Below are 14,906 nucleotides of genomic sequence, written 5' to 3'. Positions count from 1 at the left end.
ACGTAGGAGTATACGGGCAAATACTGGATGGATGCACACTATTGAGGACGCGATTGCGGCCATACATGAAGACTGCGCGGCAAACGGTCGCCATATACCCTCTCAATCGATGGGACTGGTAGAATCGCCGCCGGTTCACATGAGGTTTTTCCATGCAAGATCCCCACAGCGAACGCATGAGTCGTGGCGAGACCCGCGCAGCGAGCGGCCTGGCCCTGGTGTTCGCCTTTCGTATGCTGGGCATGTTCATGGTGTTGCCGGTGCTGGCGACCTATGGCATGGACCTGGCGGGCGCGACGCCGGCCCTCATCGGCTTGGCGATCGGCGCCTATGGCCTGACCCAGGCGATCTTCCAGATCCCGTTCGGGATCATTTCCGACCGCATCGGCCGGCGCCCGGTCATCTACCTTGGGCTGATCGTCTTCGCCCTCGGCAGCGTGCTGGCGGCCAATGCCGACTCGATCTGGGGCGTGATTGCCGGACGCATCCTACAGGGCGCCGGGGCTATTTCCGCGGCCGTCATGGCACTGCTGTCAGATTTGACCCGCGAACAACATCGCACCAAGGCCATGGCCATGATCGGCATGACCATTGGTCTGTCGTTCGCCGTGGCCATGGTGGTCGGCCCCTTGCTGACCCGTGCCTTTGGCTTGTCGGGCCTGTTCCTGGCGACCGGCGCCATGGCCCTGGTGGGAATCCTGATCGTGGCGTTCATGGTGCCGCGCGCCACCGGGCCGCTGCAGCATCGCGAGTCGGGGGTGGCGCGCCAGGCACTGATCCCGACGCTCAAGCACCCGGACCTGTTGCGCCTGGACCTGGGCATCTTCGTGCTCCACGCCATGCTGATGTCCAGCTTCGTCGCCTTGCCGTTGGCATTGGTCGAGAAGGCCGGCCTGCCCAAGGAGCAGCACTGGTGGATCTACCTGACGGCGCTGGTGATTTCGTTCTTCGCCATGATTCCCTTCATCATCTATGGCGAGAAACGACGCAAAATGAAACGAGTTTTGCTCGGCGCCGTCGTGACGCTGATGCTCACTGAGCTATTCTTCTGGCAGTTCGGCGATAGCTTGCGAGCCTTGGTGATCGGCACGGTGGTGTTCTTCACCGCGTTCAATCTGCTGGAAGCATCGCTGCCGTCGCTGATCAGCAAGGTTTCACCAGCGGGCGGCAAGGGCACGGCGATGGGGGTCTACTCCACCAGCCAGTTCCTGGGCTCGGCGTTGGGCGGGATCCTGGGCGGCTGGTTGTTCCAGCATGGCGGTTTGTCGGTTGTGTTCCTGGGATGCGCCGCGCTGGCTGCACTTTGGCTAGCCTTTGCTGTTACCATGCGCGAACCTCCCTATGTGACGAGCCTGCGCTTGCCCTTATCGCCCGAGGCGATTCGTGAGGCTGGCCTGACCGAGCGTCTGAAGGCCGTCGTTGGAGTAACCGATGCAGTGGTGGTCGCCGACGAGGCGGCCGTATACATCAAACTGGACACCGAATTATTGGATCGCGCGACGCTCGAGCGCCTGGTGAACAACCCGGCCCCGACTACGTGCGAAGCCTAGGAGAACGTTATGGCCCGTGGGGTTAACAAAGTCATATTGGTCGGTACTTGCGGCCAGGATCCCGAAGTTCGCTACCTGCCGAACGGCAACGCCGTGACCAACCTGAGTCTGGCGACCAGCGAACAGTGGACCGACAAGCAGACCGGCCAGAAGGTCGAGAAGACCGAATGGCACCGCGTGTCGATGTTCGGCAAGGTGGCCGAGATTGCCGGCGAATACCTGCGCAAGGGTTCGCAGGTGTACATCGAAGGCAAGCTGCAGACCCGCGAGTGGGAAAAAGACGGCATCAAGCGCTACACCACCGAAATCGTGGTCGACATGCAAGGCACCATGCAGTTGCTCGGTGGCCGTCCACAGGGCGACCAACAGCAAGGTGGCAACAACTACCAGCAGTCGGCTCCGGCCCCGCGCCAGCAGGCGCCTCGTCCGCAGTCGGCCCCACAGCCACAACGCGAACGCCCGGCCCCACAACAGGCCGCGCCGCAGCCGGCTCCGGATTTCGACAGCTTTGATGACGATATTCCGTTCTGATTGCGGGTTGAGATTGCTCAGCCAATAGTTTGAAAAAAAGCCCCAAGCGCACTCTGCGCTTGGGGCTTTTTTATTCATTCGGCGCAGGCGGGTTCTGGCCCAGTCTTGCTCACAGATCCAGATCCAAGAGCTCCTGCATCCTTTCGCCTATCGACTGCGTCAACCACGTGGCATGGAATGCCATTTCCTCCACCGTGATGTCCACCCGAAACCGCAGCGCAATCGGCTTGCCTTCGGCCCCGACGTAGCCCACATCAAAGTGATTCACGTTGGCAAAAGTGGTCAAGGTGTAGGGCTTGATGTAATGGATATCGCTGTAGGGGACGCTTTCTTCGGTGGTTTGCCGGGCAGGGCGACGCTGGGTGAAGGTGAGGCGTTGCTGGCGTTCGTCGAAGCAGAACCCAAGGACTTCGGGTCCGGATGCCAGCCATTTGATCACGCAGACGGCCGCGAACGCACTGATGAACATGAGCGCGATAACCAGCGGTTCCATAATGACCTGCTTGTGAATCGGCGACAGGCCTTCGACCTTGAACAGCATCAGGGTAAACACTGCCAGCCAATAGACGGGCAGGGCCAGCAACATCCCCGCAGCGTAAATCATGGTCCCCAGGAATCCCGGCCTGGACACGTCGCTTGAGCAATCCCACATGGGCGGGTGCCGTGGCGCTGAGGTAGCGATCGGGAAGGGCGATTCGACCAGGCGCGGCGGGCGTCTGCGTTTCATGCGGCTGGCTCTTGGGAAAATACCCGGCCATTCTCGTCGTAACAACTCGCACACGCCTAGTCATTTTCGCTTGCTGTTTATGGCTGCGCCTACGCCTGGCTGTCGCTCAGGAATTGCTCGGTACTCACCACACTCGCGTAAGCAAACCCCAGCGCCGACATGAACGCCCCATGCACCTGGGCGGCCGGGACGACGACGCCGTTGAATTCCAGGTCGAGAGTAGCGCAGGCATCGTGGATCACCGTGACGCCGTAACCCAGGTCCGCCGCCGCCCGCACGATGCCATCGACGCACATGTGGCTCATGCTGCCGACCACCACCAGTTGCTCGACGCCATGCTGTTCGAGGAGGGCTTGCAGTTCGGTTTCGCGAAACGAATTGACGAAGTGCTTGAGGACCACCGGTTCGTCGGCGCGGTTGAGCACCTTGGGGTGCAACTGGGCGCCTTCGGAGCCTGGGGTGAAGAAAGGCGCGTCGTCGGAGGTGAATTCGTGGCGGATGTGCACCACGCTGTTTCCGGCCTGGCGAAAGGCTTCGATCAGCCGCGCGGCGTTATCGGCGGCGGCGTCGGCACCGACCAGTGGCCATTTTCCCTGGGGGAAGTAGTCGTTCTGGATATCGACTACGATGAGCGCTTGCTTGGACATGAGGGCTTCCTCGATCAGGTTGGGTAGGGCGCCAGTATTGGCGTTTACCACCGGGTCGAGGATTGGCCGCAACGACAATAAGCGAGGGAAAACTGACAATGACGCAGCAAAGGGCAGTTGCCGAGCTTGGGGTGCTCATCTACCCCGGCGCGCAAATGGCGGCGGTGCATGGCTTGACCGATCTGTTCGCCGTGACCCAGCGGATCGCGGCCGAGCAGGCCAGTGCACAATTGCCACGGCTGCGGGTCAGTCACTGGCAGACCGACAATGGCGAGGCGCCGCGGCGGGTCTTCGACAGCGAAACCGGTCCGGTGGGCCCATTGGTTGCGTTGCTGATCCCGCCATCCATCGCCGGTTTCGATGAAGGCCTGGCGACGCCAGCGCTGATGGATTGGCTGCGTGCACGACATGCGGGCGGCACCGTACTCGGCGGTGTGTGTGTCGGCTCGATCCTGTTGGCCGAGAGCGGCTTGCTCGACGGGCGCAGCGCCACCACTCATTGGACCTCGGCCAAGAATTTCGCTGCCCGTTACCCGAAGATCAAGCTCAACGCCGACAAACCCATCGTCGACGACGGCGATCTGATCACCACCGCCGGGCTGATGGCCTGGTCGGAACTGGGGCTGCGCCTGGTGGACCGCCTGCTCGGGCCCAGCATCGCTACGCGCACGGCGCAGTTCCTGGTGATCGAACACAGCGACAGCGCGAGCCAGTGCGGCAGTAACTTCGCGCCCATCCTCGGCCATGGCGACGGGGCGATTCTCAAGGTCCAGCATTGGTTGCAAGGCAACGGCGCGGTAGAGGTTTCCCTCGGGACGATGGCCGAACGGGCCGGACTGGAAGAGCGCACCTTCCTGCGCCGCTTCCGTGCCGCCACCGGCCTCAAGCCCACCGAATACTGCCAGCACCTGCGGGTTGGCAAGGCCCGTGAAATGCTGGAGTTCACCAACGGCACTATCGACCACATCGCTTGGACCGTCGGTTACCAGGACCCGAGCGCCTTTCGTGCGACGTTCAGGAAAATCACCGGGTTGGCGCCGAGCGATTACCGGGCGAGATTCGGAGTGAGCCCATCGAGCACTCCCAAAGCCTGACGCTGAACCTTTTTTGTGGCGAGGGAGTCCCCGCCGCGTCGCCGACGCTGCGCTGTCGCGCAGCAAACAAGTGCTCGGCTTAAGATGGGGTGCGCGCGGGGAAAGAGGCCGTAGCTATCACTGGTGTGTCCGCACCCGCGAGGGAGAGTGGCCGGCACGGTATCGGCGTGGAGTCGTTGTAGGCACAGCAAGCTGTGACCACGTATGAGAGAGTGAATCCGTTCGCCACCGTGTTCCCCGCGCGCCATTCAATCCTGCGAGGAATTGTCATGGCGCGCAAGAAGCAGCAGAAACGATTTGAAGTGATTCACCCTCATTGTGCCGGTATCGATATCGGCAGCCGCGAGCACTGGGTTGGCGTCAATCCCGATCAAAGCGACAAGCCTGTTCGCTGTTTTCCGGCCTTCACTGAGGATTTGGTGAGGCTGGCCGAATGGCTGGAATCGCTGAAAATCAAGGTCGTGGCGATGGAGGCCACTGGCGTTTACTGGATACCCCTGTTCGAGCTTCTCGATTCAAGGGGCTTTGAGGTGTACCTGGTCAACTCCCGTGCAACTCGTCAGATAAGCGGGCGTAAATCCGATGTTCTGGATTGCCAGTGGATCTGGCAACTCATGACCCATGGCTTACTCAGAGGTGCTTTCCGACCCGCTGATGATATTTGCTCGATGCGATCATTGGTTCGCCAGCGGGCCATGAAGGTTCGTGATCAAGCCAAGACCATCAACCGCATGCAAAAAGCCCTGACGCAGATGAATATTCAGTTAGCCAATGTCATCAGCAATATTGCTGGCGTGACAGGGATGAAAATCATCAAGGCCATCATCGATGGCGAGCGTGACCCTCAAGTCTTGGCCAACTTCCGAGACGGCCGTATCAAGGCCGATCACCAAACCATTGCCCGCAGCCTGCACGGTAACTGGCGAGTCGAGCATCTGCATGCTTTGGCTCAGGAGGTGGCTGCTCATGATTTCCTTGAGAAGCAGATTGCCGAATGTGATCAGGCCATCACTCAGGCACTTGATCGACTCCCAGTGCTGAACCATGAGCCCCCGCAACCCACCAAGCCACTGCGTAGCCCGCATCGCTCGGCAGATGAACAGGCCAGCTTGCACCAGGCACTTGTGAGAATCATGGGCGTGGACCTGACCGCGATTCCCACCATCGGAATCGAATCTGCCTTGGTTCTGGCGAGCGAAGTCGGACCTGATTTGTCGCGTTTTCCGACTGAGCAACATTTCAGTTCTTGGTTGGGGGTAGCGCCCTCAACCCGAATATCGGGGGGAAAACCCTTGCCCGGTCATGTCCCCAAGGTATTTAACCGGGCGGCACAAGCGTTGAAGCAGGCGGCCTCTAGCGCCCGCACCGATAAAAGTTTTATCGGTGCCAGTCACCGCGCCCGATTGGCTCGCATGGATACGGCCTGCGCCATTAAGGCTACGGCTCACCAGCTGGCCCGCCTGATCTACGCCATGCTGACCAAGGGACAGCCTTACGTGGCGCAGGATATGGACGAGTACGAGGCCAAAAGTCGTGATCGTCAGCTTAGAGCCTTACAGCGTAAGGCTACAAAGCTGGGTGTTCGATTGGTCGCGGCTTAAAAAGCTTTGGAGAACAAGGGGATGGATTTTGTTTGATGAGAGCTTGCTCCCGCTGGGGTGCGAAGCGCCCCCAAAGGAACTCAGCGCGGTGTGTCAGTTAATATATTGGGGCTGCTGCGCAGCCCAGCGGGAGCAAGCTCCCTCGCCACAGGTTGGAGGCTGTGACTGCAGGCTGGCATCGTGCAATTTGCGGGATGCCTGTCATGGGTCGTGCAGAATGAAACAGGCCCGGTGCTATCAATTGCTCCCGATGCGCCCGCTTGGCTGACCCTCATCGCCCATCACCTCGTTGGCCTGATCTCTGCACCTTCCCTTTTCTCAAGCCATCGAGCGCAGGAAAAAGGGCACCGCATGACATCAGTCAATCGCAACAAACGGGTCGTGGCCTATTCGGTCAATCCACAAGCACCGCGTCATGAAGTCGAGACCAACCGTGCACTGGCCCAGTGGCTGGCACAGATATTGGGATGGGAATGCGGCGACCGTCAGGATTCCCAGGCCGGTCATGATCTTTATCTGTTGCCCACACAAACCCTGATCGGTACTGAAGCCTTGATGCGCCTGGGGATCAAGGGGCCGGATGATGTGTGGGGAGGGTACGTCGAGCACGATTTTATCTGCACCAAGGCGATTACCCACGGTCTGTTGAATAAGGACGCCGTGGCGCCCAAAGGCTGGTCGCCGCTGTTTGCCAAGCTCACCCGTGGCGCGGTGCTTGACGGTGTGACCGTCTTTTCCCTCAAGGATGCGCGTCCGGCCGCCGAACATCTGCTCTACACCGGGCCGATCCGCCTCAAGCCGATCCACGCCTGTGCCGGGCGTGGCCAACGGCTGATCAAGAGCCTGGCGCAGTTCGATGAAATCGTTGCCGATCCTGACGCCCAGGCGCTGTTTCGCGAAGGGGTGGTGCTGGAACAGCACCTCAACGAGGTCAAGACCCAGAGCGTCGGCCAGAGCTTCATCAACGGCAAGGTCATGAGCTATTGCGGCGTGCAGCACCTGACCCACGACAGCCAAGGGCTGGAGGTTTATGGCGGGTCGGACCTGCTGGTGGTGCAAGGCGGCTATATAGAGTTGCTCAGGCTCGAACTGCCCGACGATGTGCGCGAGGCGGTGCGCCTGGCACAAGTGTTCGATGACGCCGCCAACCAGGCCTACCCGAGCTTTTTTGCGTCGCGGCGCAACTACGACATCGCCCAAGGCCTGGATGCCGGCGGCCAGCCCCGTGGCGGTGTGCTGGAACAATCCTGGCGCATGGGCGGGGCCAGCAGTGCCGAGCTGGCGGCCTTGCAGGTGTTCGTCGAAGCGCCTGAAACCAGCGCGGTGCGGGTGTCCTCGGTGGAAACCTACCGCGACCAACCGCTGCCGACCGGTGCCAAGGAGGTGTATCGCGGCGCGGCGGAAAACGGTGATTTCCTACTCAAATACGTAACGGTTCAATCCTATGACGGCTAGAAGCGAAACGATCCAGATTGCAATTGATGACGAGCATATGAACGGGACCTTCCTCAGCCCCAAGTCGAAGGTCCCTGGCGTGTTGTTTGTACACGGTTGGGGCGGCAGCCAGGAACGGGACCTGGAACGGGCCAAAGGCATCGCCGGCCTCGGTTGCGTGTGCCTGACCTTCGACTTGCGCGGGCACACCGGCGGGGCGGGGATCCCCTTGTCCCGGGTCACTCGCGAGGACAACCTGCGGGATCTGTTGGCGGCATACGACCGCTTGCTCGCCCATCCGGGCTTGGACACTTCGGCGATTGCCGTGGTGGGCACCAGTTATGGCGGTTACCTGGCCTCGATCCTGACGTCGCTGCGTCCGGTGCGCTGGCTGGCCCTGCGGGTGCCAGCGCTGTACCGCGACGAGCAGTGGCACACCCCCAAGCGCGACCTGGACAAGACCGACCTGCTGGATTACCGCAGCACCTTGGTGCACGCCAGCACCAATCGCGCCTTGCAGGCGTGTTCGCAGTTCACCGGTGATGTGTTGCTGGTGGAATCCGAGACCGATACCTACGTGCCCCATGCCACGATCATGAGTTATCGGGCGGCGTGCCAGCAGACCCATTCATTGACGCACCGGATCATCGACGGCGCCGACCATGCCTTGAGCGACCCCGTGTCACAACAGGCTTACACCTCGATCCTGGTGGACTGGATCACGGAAATGGTGGTGGGAGAGCGGTTGAGCATTATTCAGGCGCGGTAGACATCTGGTGTCTGGGCGGGCCTCATCGCGAGCAAGCTCGCTCCCACAATGGATCTGTGCGAACCCAATTTTTCGAACGCTACAAATCCCCTGTGGGAGCGAGCTTGCTCGCGATGGGGCCAGGCCAGGCAACCCATCACTTGGGCTTGAGCCCCGGCTTTACCCGCAACGCCTTGGCCTTCGCTTCGATCACCAAATACATCACCACGGTAATCAGCAACGGCAGGATGAAGTAGATCGCCCGGTAGGCAATCAACCCCGCCAGCAGGCTGCCCCGCGACACCTCGTGTTGCAGCAGGGCGACGAACACCGCCTCCAACACCCCGAGCCCCGCCGGAATATGAGTGATGACCCCGGCAATGCTGCTGATCAGTAACACCCCGAGTACCACCGGGTAATCCAGTTTGCTGGGCAGCAACGTGAAGATCACCGCTGCCATCAGCGACCAGTTCAGCGCGCCCAAGGCCAATTGCAGCACCGCCATGCGTGGCGACGGCAGATTGATTTCCATGCCGCGCACGGTCCAGGCCCGACGCTTGGAAAACCGACAGGCCGCCAGATACCCGGCACTTGCCAGCAATAACAGCACGCCCACGCCTTGCAGTGCAGTGCTGCTGAGTTTCCAGCCCGGCGGCATTGTCACCAGGCCGCTGCTGAACACCACCCCGGCCAGGGTCATGTAGCCGAACCAGTTGGTGGCCAGGCTCAGGCCGAGGATCTTGGCGATGTTCCCGCTACTGACCCCCAGTCGCGAATACAGCCGGTAACGCATGGCGATGCCGCCGACCCAGGCGCTGAGGTTGAGGTTGAAGGCGTAGCTGATCACTCCCACCGGCAGGATCTGCCGCCAACCGAGTTTCTGGCGGATGTAGGTGCGGCCGATCAGGTCGAAGCAGGCATAGGTGATGAAACTGGTGATGGTCAGCGCGGCGGCGATGATCAAGGTGCGTACCTTGAAATCGGCCAGGGTGGCAAACACTTCGGACCAGTCGATGCGCCGGGCCAAGGCCGTGAACAGCACGATCAGCAGCAGGAAGAACGCCAGGGTCAGCGGGCGTTTCCAGCGACTCCAGCGGGATTTGGGCTTGGCCTGTTCCGGCGCATGGGCATCCCTCGGCGCGGTGTGCGCTTCAGAGTGGTTCATGGGGTTCGCTCCGGACCGCCGTTGGCGGCGAAAAAGGTTTCAGACGCGGTTTGTGAGCCGGCAACCAGCCGGCCCAGGCCGGGAAATGACGCAGAAAGTGGAACACCATGAAACCGATGGTCATGCGCCACAGCAGGCCCCGGGGCGCATGGTTTTCGGGCATGGCGGTGCAGTGTTCGCGGCTCAGGTGATCGAGGCGCTCGAACAGCTCGCGGTTGAACGCCCGGTCGCGGATCAGCACGTTGGCTTCCAGGTTCAGCGACAGGCTCAACGGGTCGAGGTTGCTCGAGCCGACGGTGCTCCAATCCTCATCCACCAGGGCGACCTTGCCGTGCAGCGGCCGCTCGCAATATTCATAGATCGTCACGCCGGCCTTGAGCAGATAGTCGTAAAGCATCCGCGCCGCGAGCTTGGCGATCATCATGTCCGGCTGCCCTTGCAGGATCAGCCGCACCTCCACCCCGCGCCGGGCGGCATTGCGGATCTCGCGCAGCAACCGGTAGCCGGGGAAAAAATAGGCATTGGCGATCACCACCCGCCGTTTGGCGCTGCGCAGCACTTGTTGGTAGACCTCTTCGATGTCGGTCTGGTGCTCGTGGTTGTCCCGGTAGACCAGGCGCACCTGGCCGTCATGGTCGCTGAACGCCAGCTCGTTGCGCCGGCTGCGGCGGCGTTGCCACCAATACTTGGCCCGGGCGGGCCGGCCGCTCTGCAGCAGCGCGAAGTGATGGATATCCACCACCGCCGGGCCTTTGACCTCCACGGAATAATCCTGCTTGGCCTCGGGGCCGAAATCCCCCAGGTGGTCGGCGGAAAAATTGATCCCGCCGATGAACGCAATCACTCCGTCCACCACCACGATCTTGCGGTGCAGGCGGCGGAACCAGTTGGTGCGGATCCCCAAGTGCCGGGGCGCCGGGTCGAACATCTGCAAGCGCACCCCGGCGTCGCTCAACGATGCCAGGAACTCGGTGGTCAGCTCACCGCAGCCGAAGCCGTCGAGGTTGACGGTGATCCGCACGCCGCGTCGGGCCGCATCCACCAGCAGGTCCCGCAGTTCACAGCCGACCTTGTCCTCGAAGAGAATGAAGGTCTCAAGGAGGATTTCTTCCTGGGCACGGCGAATCGCCTCGAACACCCGTGGAAAATACTCCTCGCCATTTTCCAGCAGGATGACGCGGTTGTTGCCGTGCCAGCCGTATTCGATGTCGGCCAGCGCCGGGTTGCGTTCGGTCGGCGGCACCTCGATCTTTTCCACCGTCGCCTTGTTCATCGTCGCGCTCATAATTCGATCTCCACCGACAGCGGTGCGTGGTCGGAAAGGTGCGACCAGGGGCGTACATTCAATACCTTGGCGTGATGGGCCTTGAGGTTGCGCACGTAGATGCGGTCCAGGCGCAGGATCGGCAGGCGTGCCGGGAAACTGCGGGCCGGTTTGCCCCACTGTTCGGCGAACACCTCCCGCAGGCCACAGGGTTCGAGCAGGTCGTTGGCCTTGCCGCGCCAGTCGTTGAAGTCCCCGGCGACAATCACCGGGGCGTCGGACGGCAATTCGCTCAGGCGCTGGCAAAGCAGTTTCAATTGCTCGACGCGATGGCCTTCGCGCAACCCCAGGTGCACGCAAATGGCATGCACCTCCTGCCCTTCGCCGCCCGGCAGGCGCAGCACGCTGTGGAGCATGCCGCGGCTTTCGTGGCCGCTGATGGACACGTCGAGATTCTCGTGGCGAATGATCTGGAATTTCGACAGCAGCGCATTGCCGTGATCGCCCGCCGGGTATACCGCATTGCGTCCGTAAGCGAACTGCGGCCAGAGGGTGTCGGCGAGGAATTCGTATTGCGGCATGCTCGGCCAGTTGCTGTAGCGCTGGGGATGGTGCTCGTGGGTGCCGTGGACTTCCTGCAGGAACACCACGTCGGCGGAGACACTGCGCACCGCTTCGCGCAGCTCCGGCAGGATGAAGCGTCGGTTCAGGGCGGTGAAACCCTTGTGGGTATTGACCGTCAGCACGGTGAAACGGCTGACCCGGTCGAGATCGTGGGGCCGTTGTTGAGTCGGCTCGTGGGTCGCTTCGCTGTGTTCTGGACGGTTCATGGCAGCACCCCTTCGGCCGGGCGCTCGCCGGGCGCGGTGGCGAGGTCCTTGTCCAGATGGAAGCGTTCCAGCAAATGACGTGCGTCGTAGGGCGCGCGGACTTTGATGTCGTTGTCGAAATAGCAGAACACTTCCCGGCTCTTGCGCGCCCGGGGTTTCTTGTCCGGGTCGATCAGGTGCGCATCGCTCGGCTGCTTGCCGTGGCTCCAGGCCTCGATCCGGTCACCCCAGCGCTTCAACGCCTCGTCGGTGTAGCCGCTGGCGTACAGCTCCTCGGCGCCGTGCAGGCGCAGGTAGACGAAATCGCTGGTGACGTCTTCGCGATAGGGCCATTTACCGGCGGTGTCGGCGACCACCAGGGCCACGTCGTAGCGCTTGAGCAACGTGACGAAGTGCGGGTCGATGAAGCTTTCGTGGCGGATCTCCACGGCGTGGCGCAGTGGGCGTTTCTTATCCGTCTCGGTGCTGGCGTGGCCGTCCAGGCGCGGCTCGTGCTCTCGGGCCAGGGCGGCGGCGCCTTCGGTGTCGTGGGGCAGTTGCTTGAGAAAGTCCTCGAACAGCTGCGGGTCGAATTTGAAGCTGGGCGGGAACTGCCAGAGGATCGCCCCCAGTTTCTCCTTGAGCTCCAGCACCCCGGAGGCGAAAAAGTTGGCCAAAGGCTTGTGGATGTCTCGAAGGCGTTTGATATGGGTGATGAAACGCGGGGCCTTGACGCTGAACACGAAGCCGGGTGGGGTCTCGGCATACCATTGGGCATACCGTTCGGGGCGTTGCAGGGCGTAGAACGATCCATTGATTTCGATACTGTTGACCGCTCGCGAGGCGAATTGCAATTCCCGTTTCTGGGTCAGCCCCTTGGGGTAGAAATCCCCCCGCCAAGGCGTGTAGCGCCAGCCGGAAATACCAATGTGGATCGCCGTCATGTATCCCTCCCCGTGCCAATGACCTCGTACCGCCTGTGTCTTTTGATGACCGCCGCGCGAGCTGGAAAGTTTCGATGGTCTTACCGACGGAAGAGGGGAGACGCGGATTCTGTGGCGAGGGAGCTTGCTCCCGTTGGGCTGCGCAGCAGCCCCCAAAAAAACAGGGCCGCTACGCGCCCCAGCGGGAGCAAGCTCCCTCGCCACAGGGGTTGTATTGATCTTCCGGGCGAACTTGCCGGCCCAATATTGATCAGTTCCTTACCCATCCCGTGTGAAGGAGCCTCGCGTTTTGTCTCGATTGAGCACTGTATTGCTGCTGTTATTGCTGGCGATGACCGGCACCAGCGCCTACGGGACCGTCGCTGTCCCTGGCACCGCCAAGCCCGACGAACCGCCCGCCGAGCCCGCGCCGCTGGTGCAGGGCGGTCTGTTGGGGGCCATCAGTTCGAGCATCGACGACGTCCAGGACAAACTCGACCTCAACCAGAGCCTGGTGGATGCCTGGCGCCTGCGGGCGGACCGGGCGGCGGACGAGGTGGACCGGCTGGTGGACCAGACGTCCCGCTCGTCCTGGCGCGTGGCGGGGGATTTCCTCTTGCTCTCCGGCGTGTGGCTGGGGACGTTTGCGCTGCTGTGGGCCGGCGCGCGATTGCTGGTACGGCGTCTCGGTCGGCGCCGTTGGTTGCGTACCCGTCAGCGCGTGCACGACCTGCTCGGTTACCTGCTGCCCTATACCTTGCCGGCGGTGGCCTGCCTGCCACTGACCCTCTATATCAGCCACTTTCTGCAAGTCTCGGTCGGCCGTGCCCTGGCGCTGTGCTTCGCCTACGCCACCAGCAGCGGTATTTTCTCCACCTCGGTGTTGCTCTGCGTGATCGTCATGTTCAACGCCGGGCACAAACGTCGCGCGGTGGCGATCATTCGGCGCTTCAGCCCGCGGCCGTTGTTTCTGATTGGCTTTCTCGCCGCCCTCAGCGATGCCCTGACCAGCCCGCAGATCGCCCGGCAACTGGGCGGTAACATCACCAGCAGCGTCGCGGTGTTCACCGGGTTGTCGGCTTCAATGATCTTTGGCTGGCTGGTGATTCACATGCGCCGGCCAGTGGCACACTTGATTCGCAACCGCCCGCTGGCCCAGCGCTTGAAGCAGCCGGCCTTGCAGGAGTCGCTGCGGATTTTCTCCGGGCTCTGGTACTGGCCGATCCTGCTGATGGTGCTGGTGTCGGCGGTGAGCCTGATCGGCGTCGGCGAGGACAACCAGAAAGCCCTGCGTTGTGCCTTGTTCACCACCATCCTGCTGATCGCCACGGTGTTTCTCAGCACCGTGTTCCAACATGTCTTCAAGTCGCCCAAGGCCGAAGCCATCCAGCGCAACAGCGCCTACAAGGGTCGTTTGCTAAGTCTGCTGCACGCCTTGCTACGCATCGTCATGGCGGTGGCATTCATTGAAATCCTCGGACGAATCTGGGGGATATCCCTGTTCGAATTCGCCTCGCGCAATGCCATCGGTCGGGCGATCAGTGATTCGTTGAGCCGCATCGGCCTGATCGTCCTGATGACCTGGCTCACCTGGGTGGTGCTCGACACGGCGATCCAGGAAGCCTTGAAGCCGCCGCTGAACAAGCGCGGCGCACGCCAGCCCAGCACCCGGGTCAAGACCATCCTGCCGCTGTTGCGCAACGCCGCGAAAATCATCCTGGTGGTGATTTGCGCTATCACCACCATGGCCAACCTGGGCATCAACGTCGCACCGTTGCTGGCGGGGGCCGGGGTGGTGGGGCTGGCGATCGGTTTCGGGTCCCAGCAACTGGTACAGGACGTGATCACCGGGTTGTTCATCATCATCGAAGACACGCTGTCCATCGGCGATTGGGTGGTGCTCAGTTCCGGCCACGCCGGCACCGTCGAAGGCCTGACCATCCGCACCCTGCGCCTGCGCGACGGCAAGGGCTTCGTGCATTCGGTGCCGTTCGGCCAGATCAAGGCCGTGACCAACCAGTCCCGGCAATTCGCCTTTGCGTTCTTCTCCGTGCAATTCACCTACGACACCGACGTGGACGAGGCCATCGAGTTGATTCGCGAAGCCGGGCGTTCGATTGCCGAAGACCCGTTCCTCAAGTTCAACCTGCAAGGGCCGCTGGATGTGTTCGGCGTGGACAAGATGGACCTCAACGGCGTGGTACTCACGGCGCAGTTCCGCACCGTGTCGGGTGGGCAGTATGCGGTGAGCCGGGCGTTCAACCAGCGGCTGAAAAAGCTTGTGGATAACCACCCGGCGGTGCATTTTGCGCAGACTTATCCACAGCAGGTGGTGATGCCGAAGCGGTTGGCCGAGGAGCCGAAGGCGGGGGAAGAGGTGCCTGATCAATCTCAATAGTTGAGTTTTGTGGTG

13 protein-coding genes are annotated in these 14,906 nt (G+C 61.8%); 7 read left to right on the top strand and 6 right to left on the bottom strand.

The genetic code is table 11. The annotated features are described in order from the left end of the window. Nucleotides 1-152: 152 nt before the first annotated feature. Nucleotides 153-1,550: an MFS transporter gene (locus tag ACLH0I_RS26350; protein WP_250962635.1), complete on the top strand. Its 1,398-nt coding sequence runs from the start codon at nucleotides 153-155 to the stop codon at nucleotides 1,548-1,550. 9 nt (nucleotides 1,551-1,559) lie between these two features. After that, nucleotides 1,560-2,081: a single-stranded DNA-binding protein gene (locus ACLH0I_RS26345; RefSeq protein WP_003206078.1), complete on the top strand. Its 522-nt coding sequence runs from the start codon at nucleotides 1,560-1,562 to the stop codon at nucleotides 2,079-2,081. A 109-nt stretch (nucleotides 2,082-2,190) separates the two neighbouring features. Here the strand turns inward: ACLH0I_RS26345 and ACLH0I_RS26340 are convergent, their stop codons facing one another. Continuing rightward, on the bottom strand, nucleotides 2,191-2,808 hold the full coding sequence (locus ACLH0I_RS26340; RefSeq protein WP_411385776.1) for a hypothetical protein: 618 nt from the start codon (nucleotides 2,806-2,808) through the stop codon (nucleotides 2,191-2,193). A gap of 89 nt (nucleotides 2,809-2,897) precedes the next feature. Further along, nucleotides 2,898-3,455, bottom strand: coding sequence for a cysteine hydrolase family protein (locus ACLH0I_RS26335; RefSeq protein WP_411385775.1), 558 nt, complete (start codon nucleotides 3,453-3,455; stop codon nucleotides 2,898-2,900). A gap of 98 nt (nucleotides 3,456-3,553) precedes the next feature. Here ACLH0I_RS26335 and ACLH0I_RS26330 point away from each other — a divergent pair, with 98 nt between their 5' ends. The 4 genes from ACLH0I_RS26330 to ACLH0I_RS26315 all read left to right on the top strand — a co-directional run bounded on the left by ACLH0I_RS26330 (nucleotide 3,554) and on the right by ACLH0I_RS26315 (nucleotide 8,353). Then, on the top strand, nucleotides 3,554-4,549 hold the full coding sequence (locus ACLH0I_RS26330; RefSeq protein WP_411385774.1) for a GlxA family transcriptional regulator: 996 nt from the start codon (nucleotides 3,554-3,556) through the stop codon (nucleotides 4,547-4,549). A 269-nt stretch (nucleotides 4,550-4,818) separates the two neighbouring features. Then, nucleotides 4,819-6,150, top strand: coding sequence for an IS110 family transposase (locus ACLH0I_RS26325; protein WP_411384783.1), 1,332 nt, complete (start codon nucleotides 4,819-4,821; stop codon nucleotides 6,148-6,150). Between the two features lie 351 nt (nucleotides 6,151-6,501). Beyond that, on the top strand, nucleotides 6,502-7,605 hold the full coding sequence (locus ACLH0I_RS26320) for a DUF3182 family protein (protein WP_411385773.1): 1,104 nt from the start codon (nucleotides 6,502-6,504) through the stop codon (nucleotides 7,603-7,605). Next, complete coding sequence (locus ACLH0I_RS26315; RefSeq protein ID WP_186707711.1) at nucleotides 7,595-8,353, top strand: alpha/beta hydrolase family protein; 759 nt, start codon at nucleotides 7,595-7,597, stop codon at nucleotides 8,351-8,353. Before ACLH0I_RS26320 ends, ACLH0I_RS26315 begins: the two co-directional genes overlap by 11 nt. A 136-nt stretch (nucleotides 8,354-8,489) precedes the next feature. On the opposite strand, the gene ACLH0I_RS26310 is transcribed toward ACLH0I_RS26315, so the two are convergent. From ACLH0I_RS26310 to ACLH0I_RS26295, 4 genes are read right to left on the bottom strand one after another with little or no spacing between them, the layout of a single operon-like run. After that, on the bottom strand, nucleotides 8,490-9,497 hold the full coding sequence (locus ACLH0I_RS26310) for a lysylphosphatidylglycerol synthase domain-containing protein (RefSeq protein WP_207966116.1): 1,008 nt from the start codon (nucleotides 9,495-9,497) through the stop codon (nucleotides 8,490-8,492). Further along, complete coding sequence (gene clsB / locus ACLH0I_RS26305) at nucleotides 9,484-10,782, bottom strand: cardiolipin synthase ClsB (protein WP_186707707.1); 1,299 nt, start codon at nucleotides 10,780-10,782, stop codon at nucleotides 9,484-9,486. Before clsB ends, ACLH0I_RS26310 begins: the two co-directional genes overlap by 14 nt. Beyond that, on the bottom strand, nucleotides 10,779-11,591 hold the full coding sequence (locus ACLH0I_RS26300) for an endonuclease/exonuclease/phosphatase family protein (protein WP_250962627.1): 813 nt from the start codon (nucleotides 11,589-11,591) through the stop codon (nucleotides 10,779-10,781). The genes clsB and ACLH0I_RS26300 overlap by 4 nt, the downstream gene beginning before the upstream one ends. Beyond that, nucleotides 11,588-12,514, bottom strand: a complete 927-nt coding sequence (locus ACLH0I_RS26295; protein WP_411385772.1) for a DUF72 domain-containing protein — start codon at nucleotides 12,512-12,514, stop codon at nucleotides 11,588-11,590. Before ACLH0I_RS26295 ends, ACLH0I_RS26300 begins: the two co-directional genes overlap by 4 nt. Nucleotides 12,515-12,803: 289 nt before the next feature. On the opposite strand from ACLH0I_RS26295, the gene ACLH0I_RS26290 reads away from it, so the two are divergent. After that, nucleotides 12,804-14,891 carry a mechanosensitive ion channel family protein gene (locus tag ACLH0I_RS26290; RefSeq protein WP_411385771.1) on the top strand — a complete coding sequence of 696 codons (2,088 nt, stop codon included), beginning with the start codon at nucleotides 12,804-12,806 and terminating at the stop codon, nucleotides 14,889-14,891. Nucleotides 14,892-14,906 lie beyond the last annotated feature (15 nt).

It is taken from the genome of Pseudomonas sp. MPB03 (genome assembly GCF_046605385.1).
Lineage (GTDB): Bacteria > Pseudomonadota > Gammaproteobacteria > Pseudomonadales > Pseudomonadaceae > Aquipseudomonas > Aquipseudomonas zanjanensis.
This window is presented reverse-complemented; position numbering and strand designations above follow the sequence as displayed.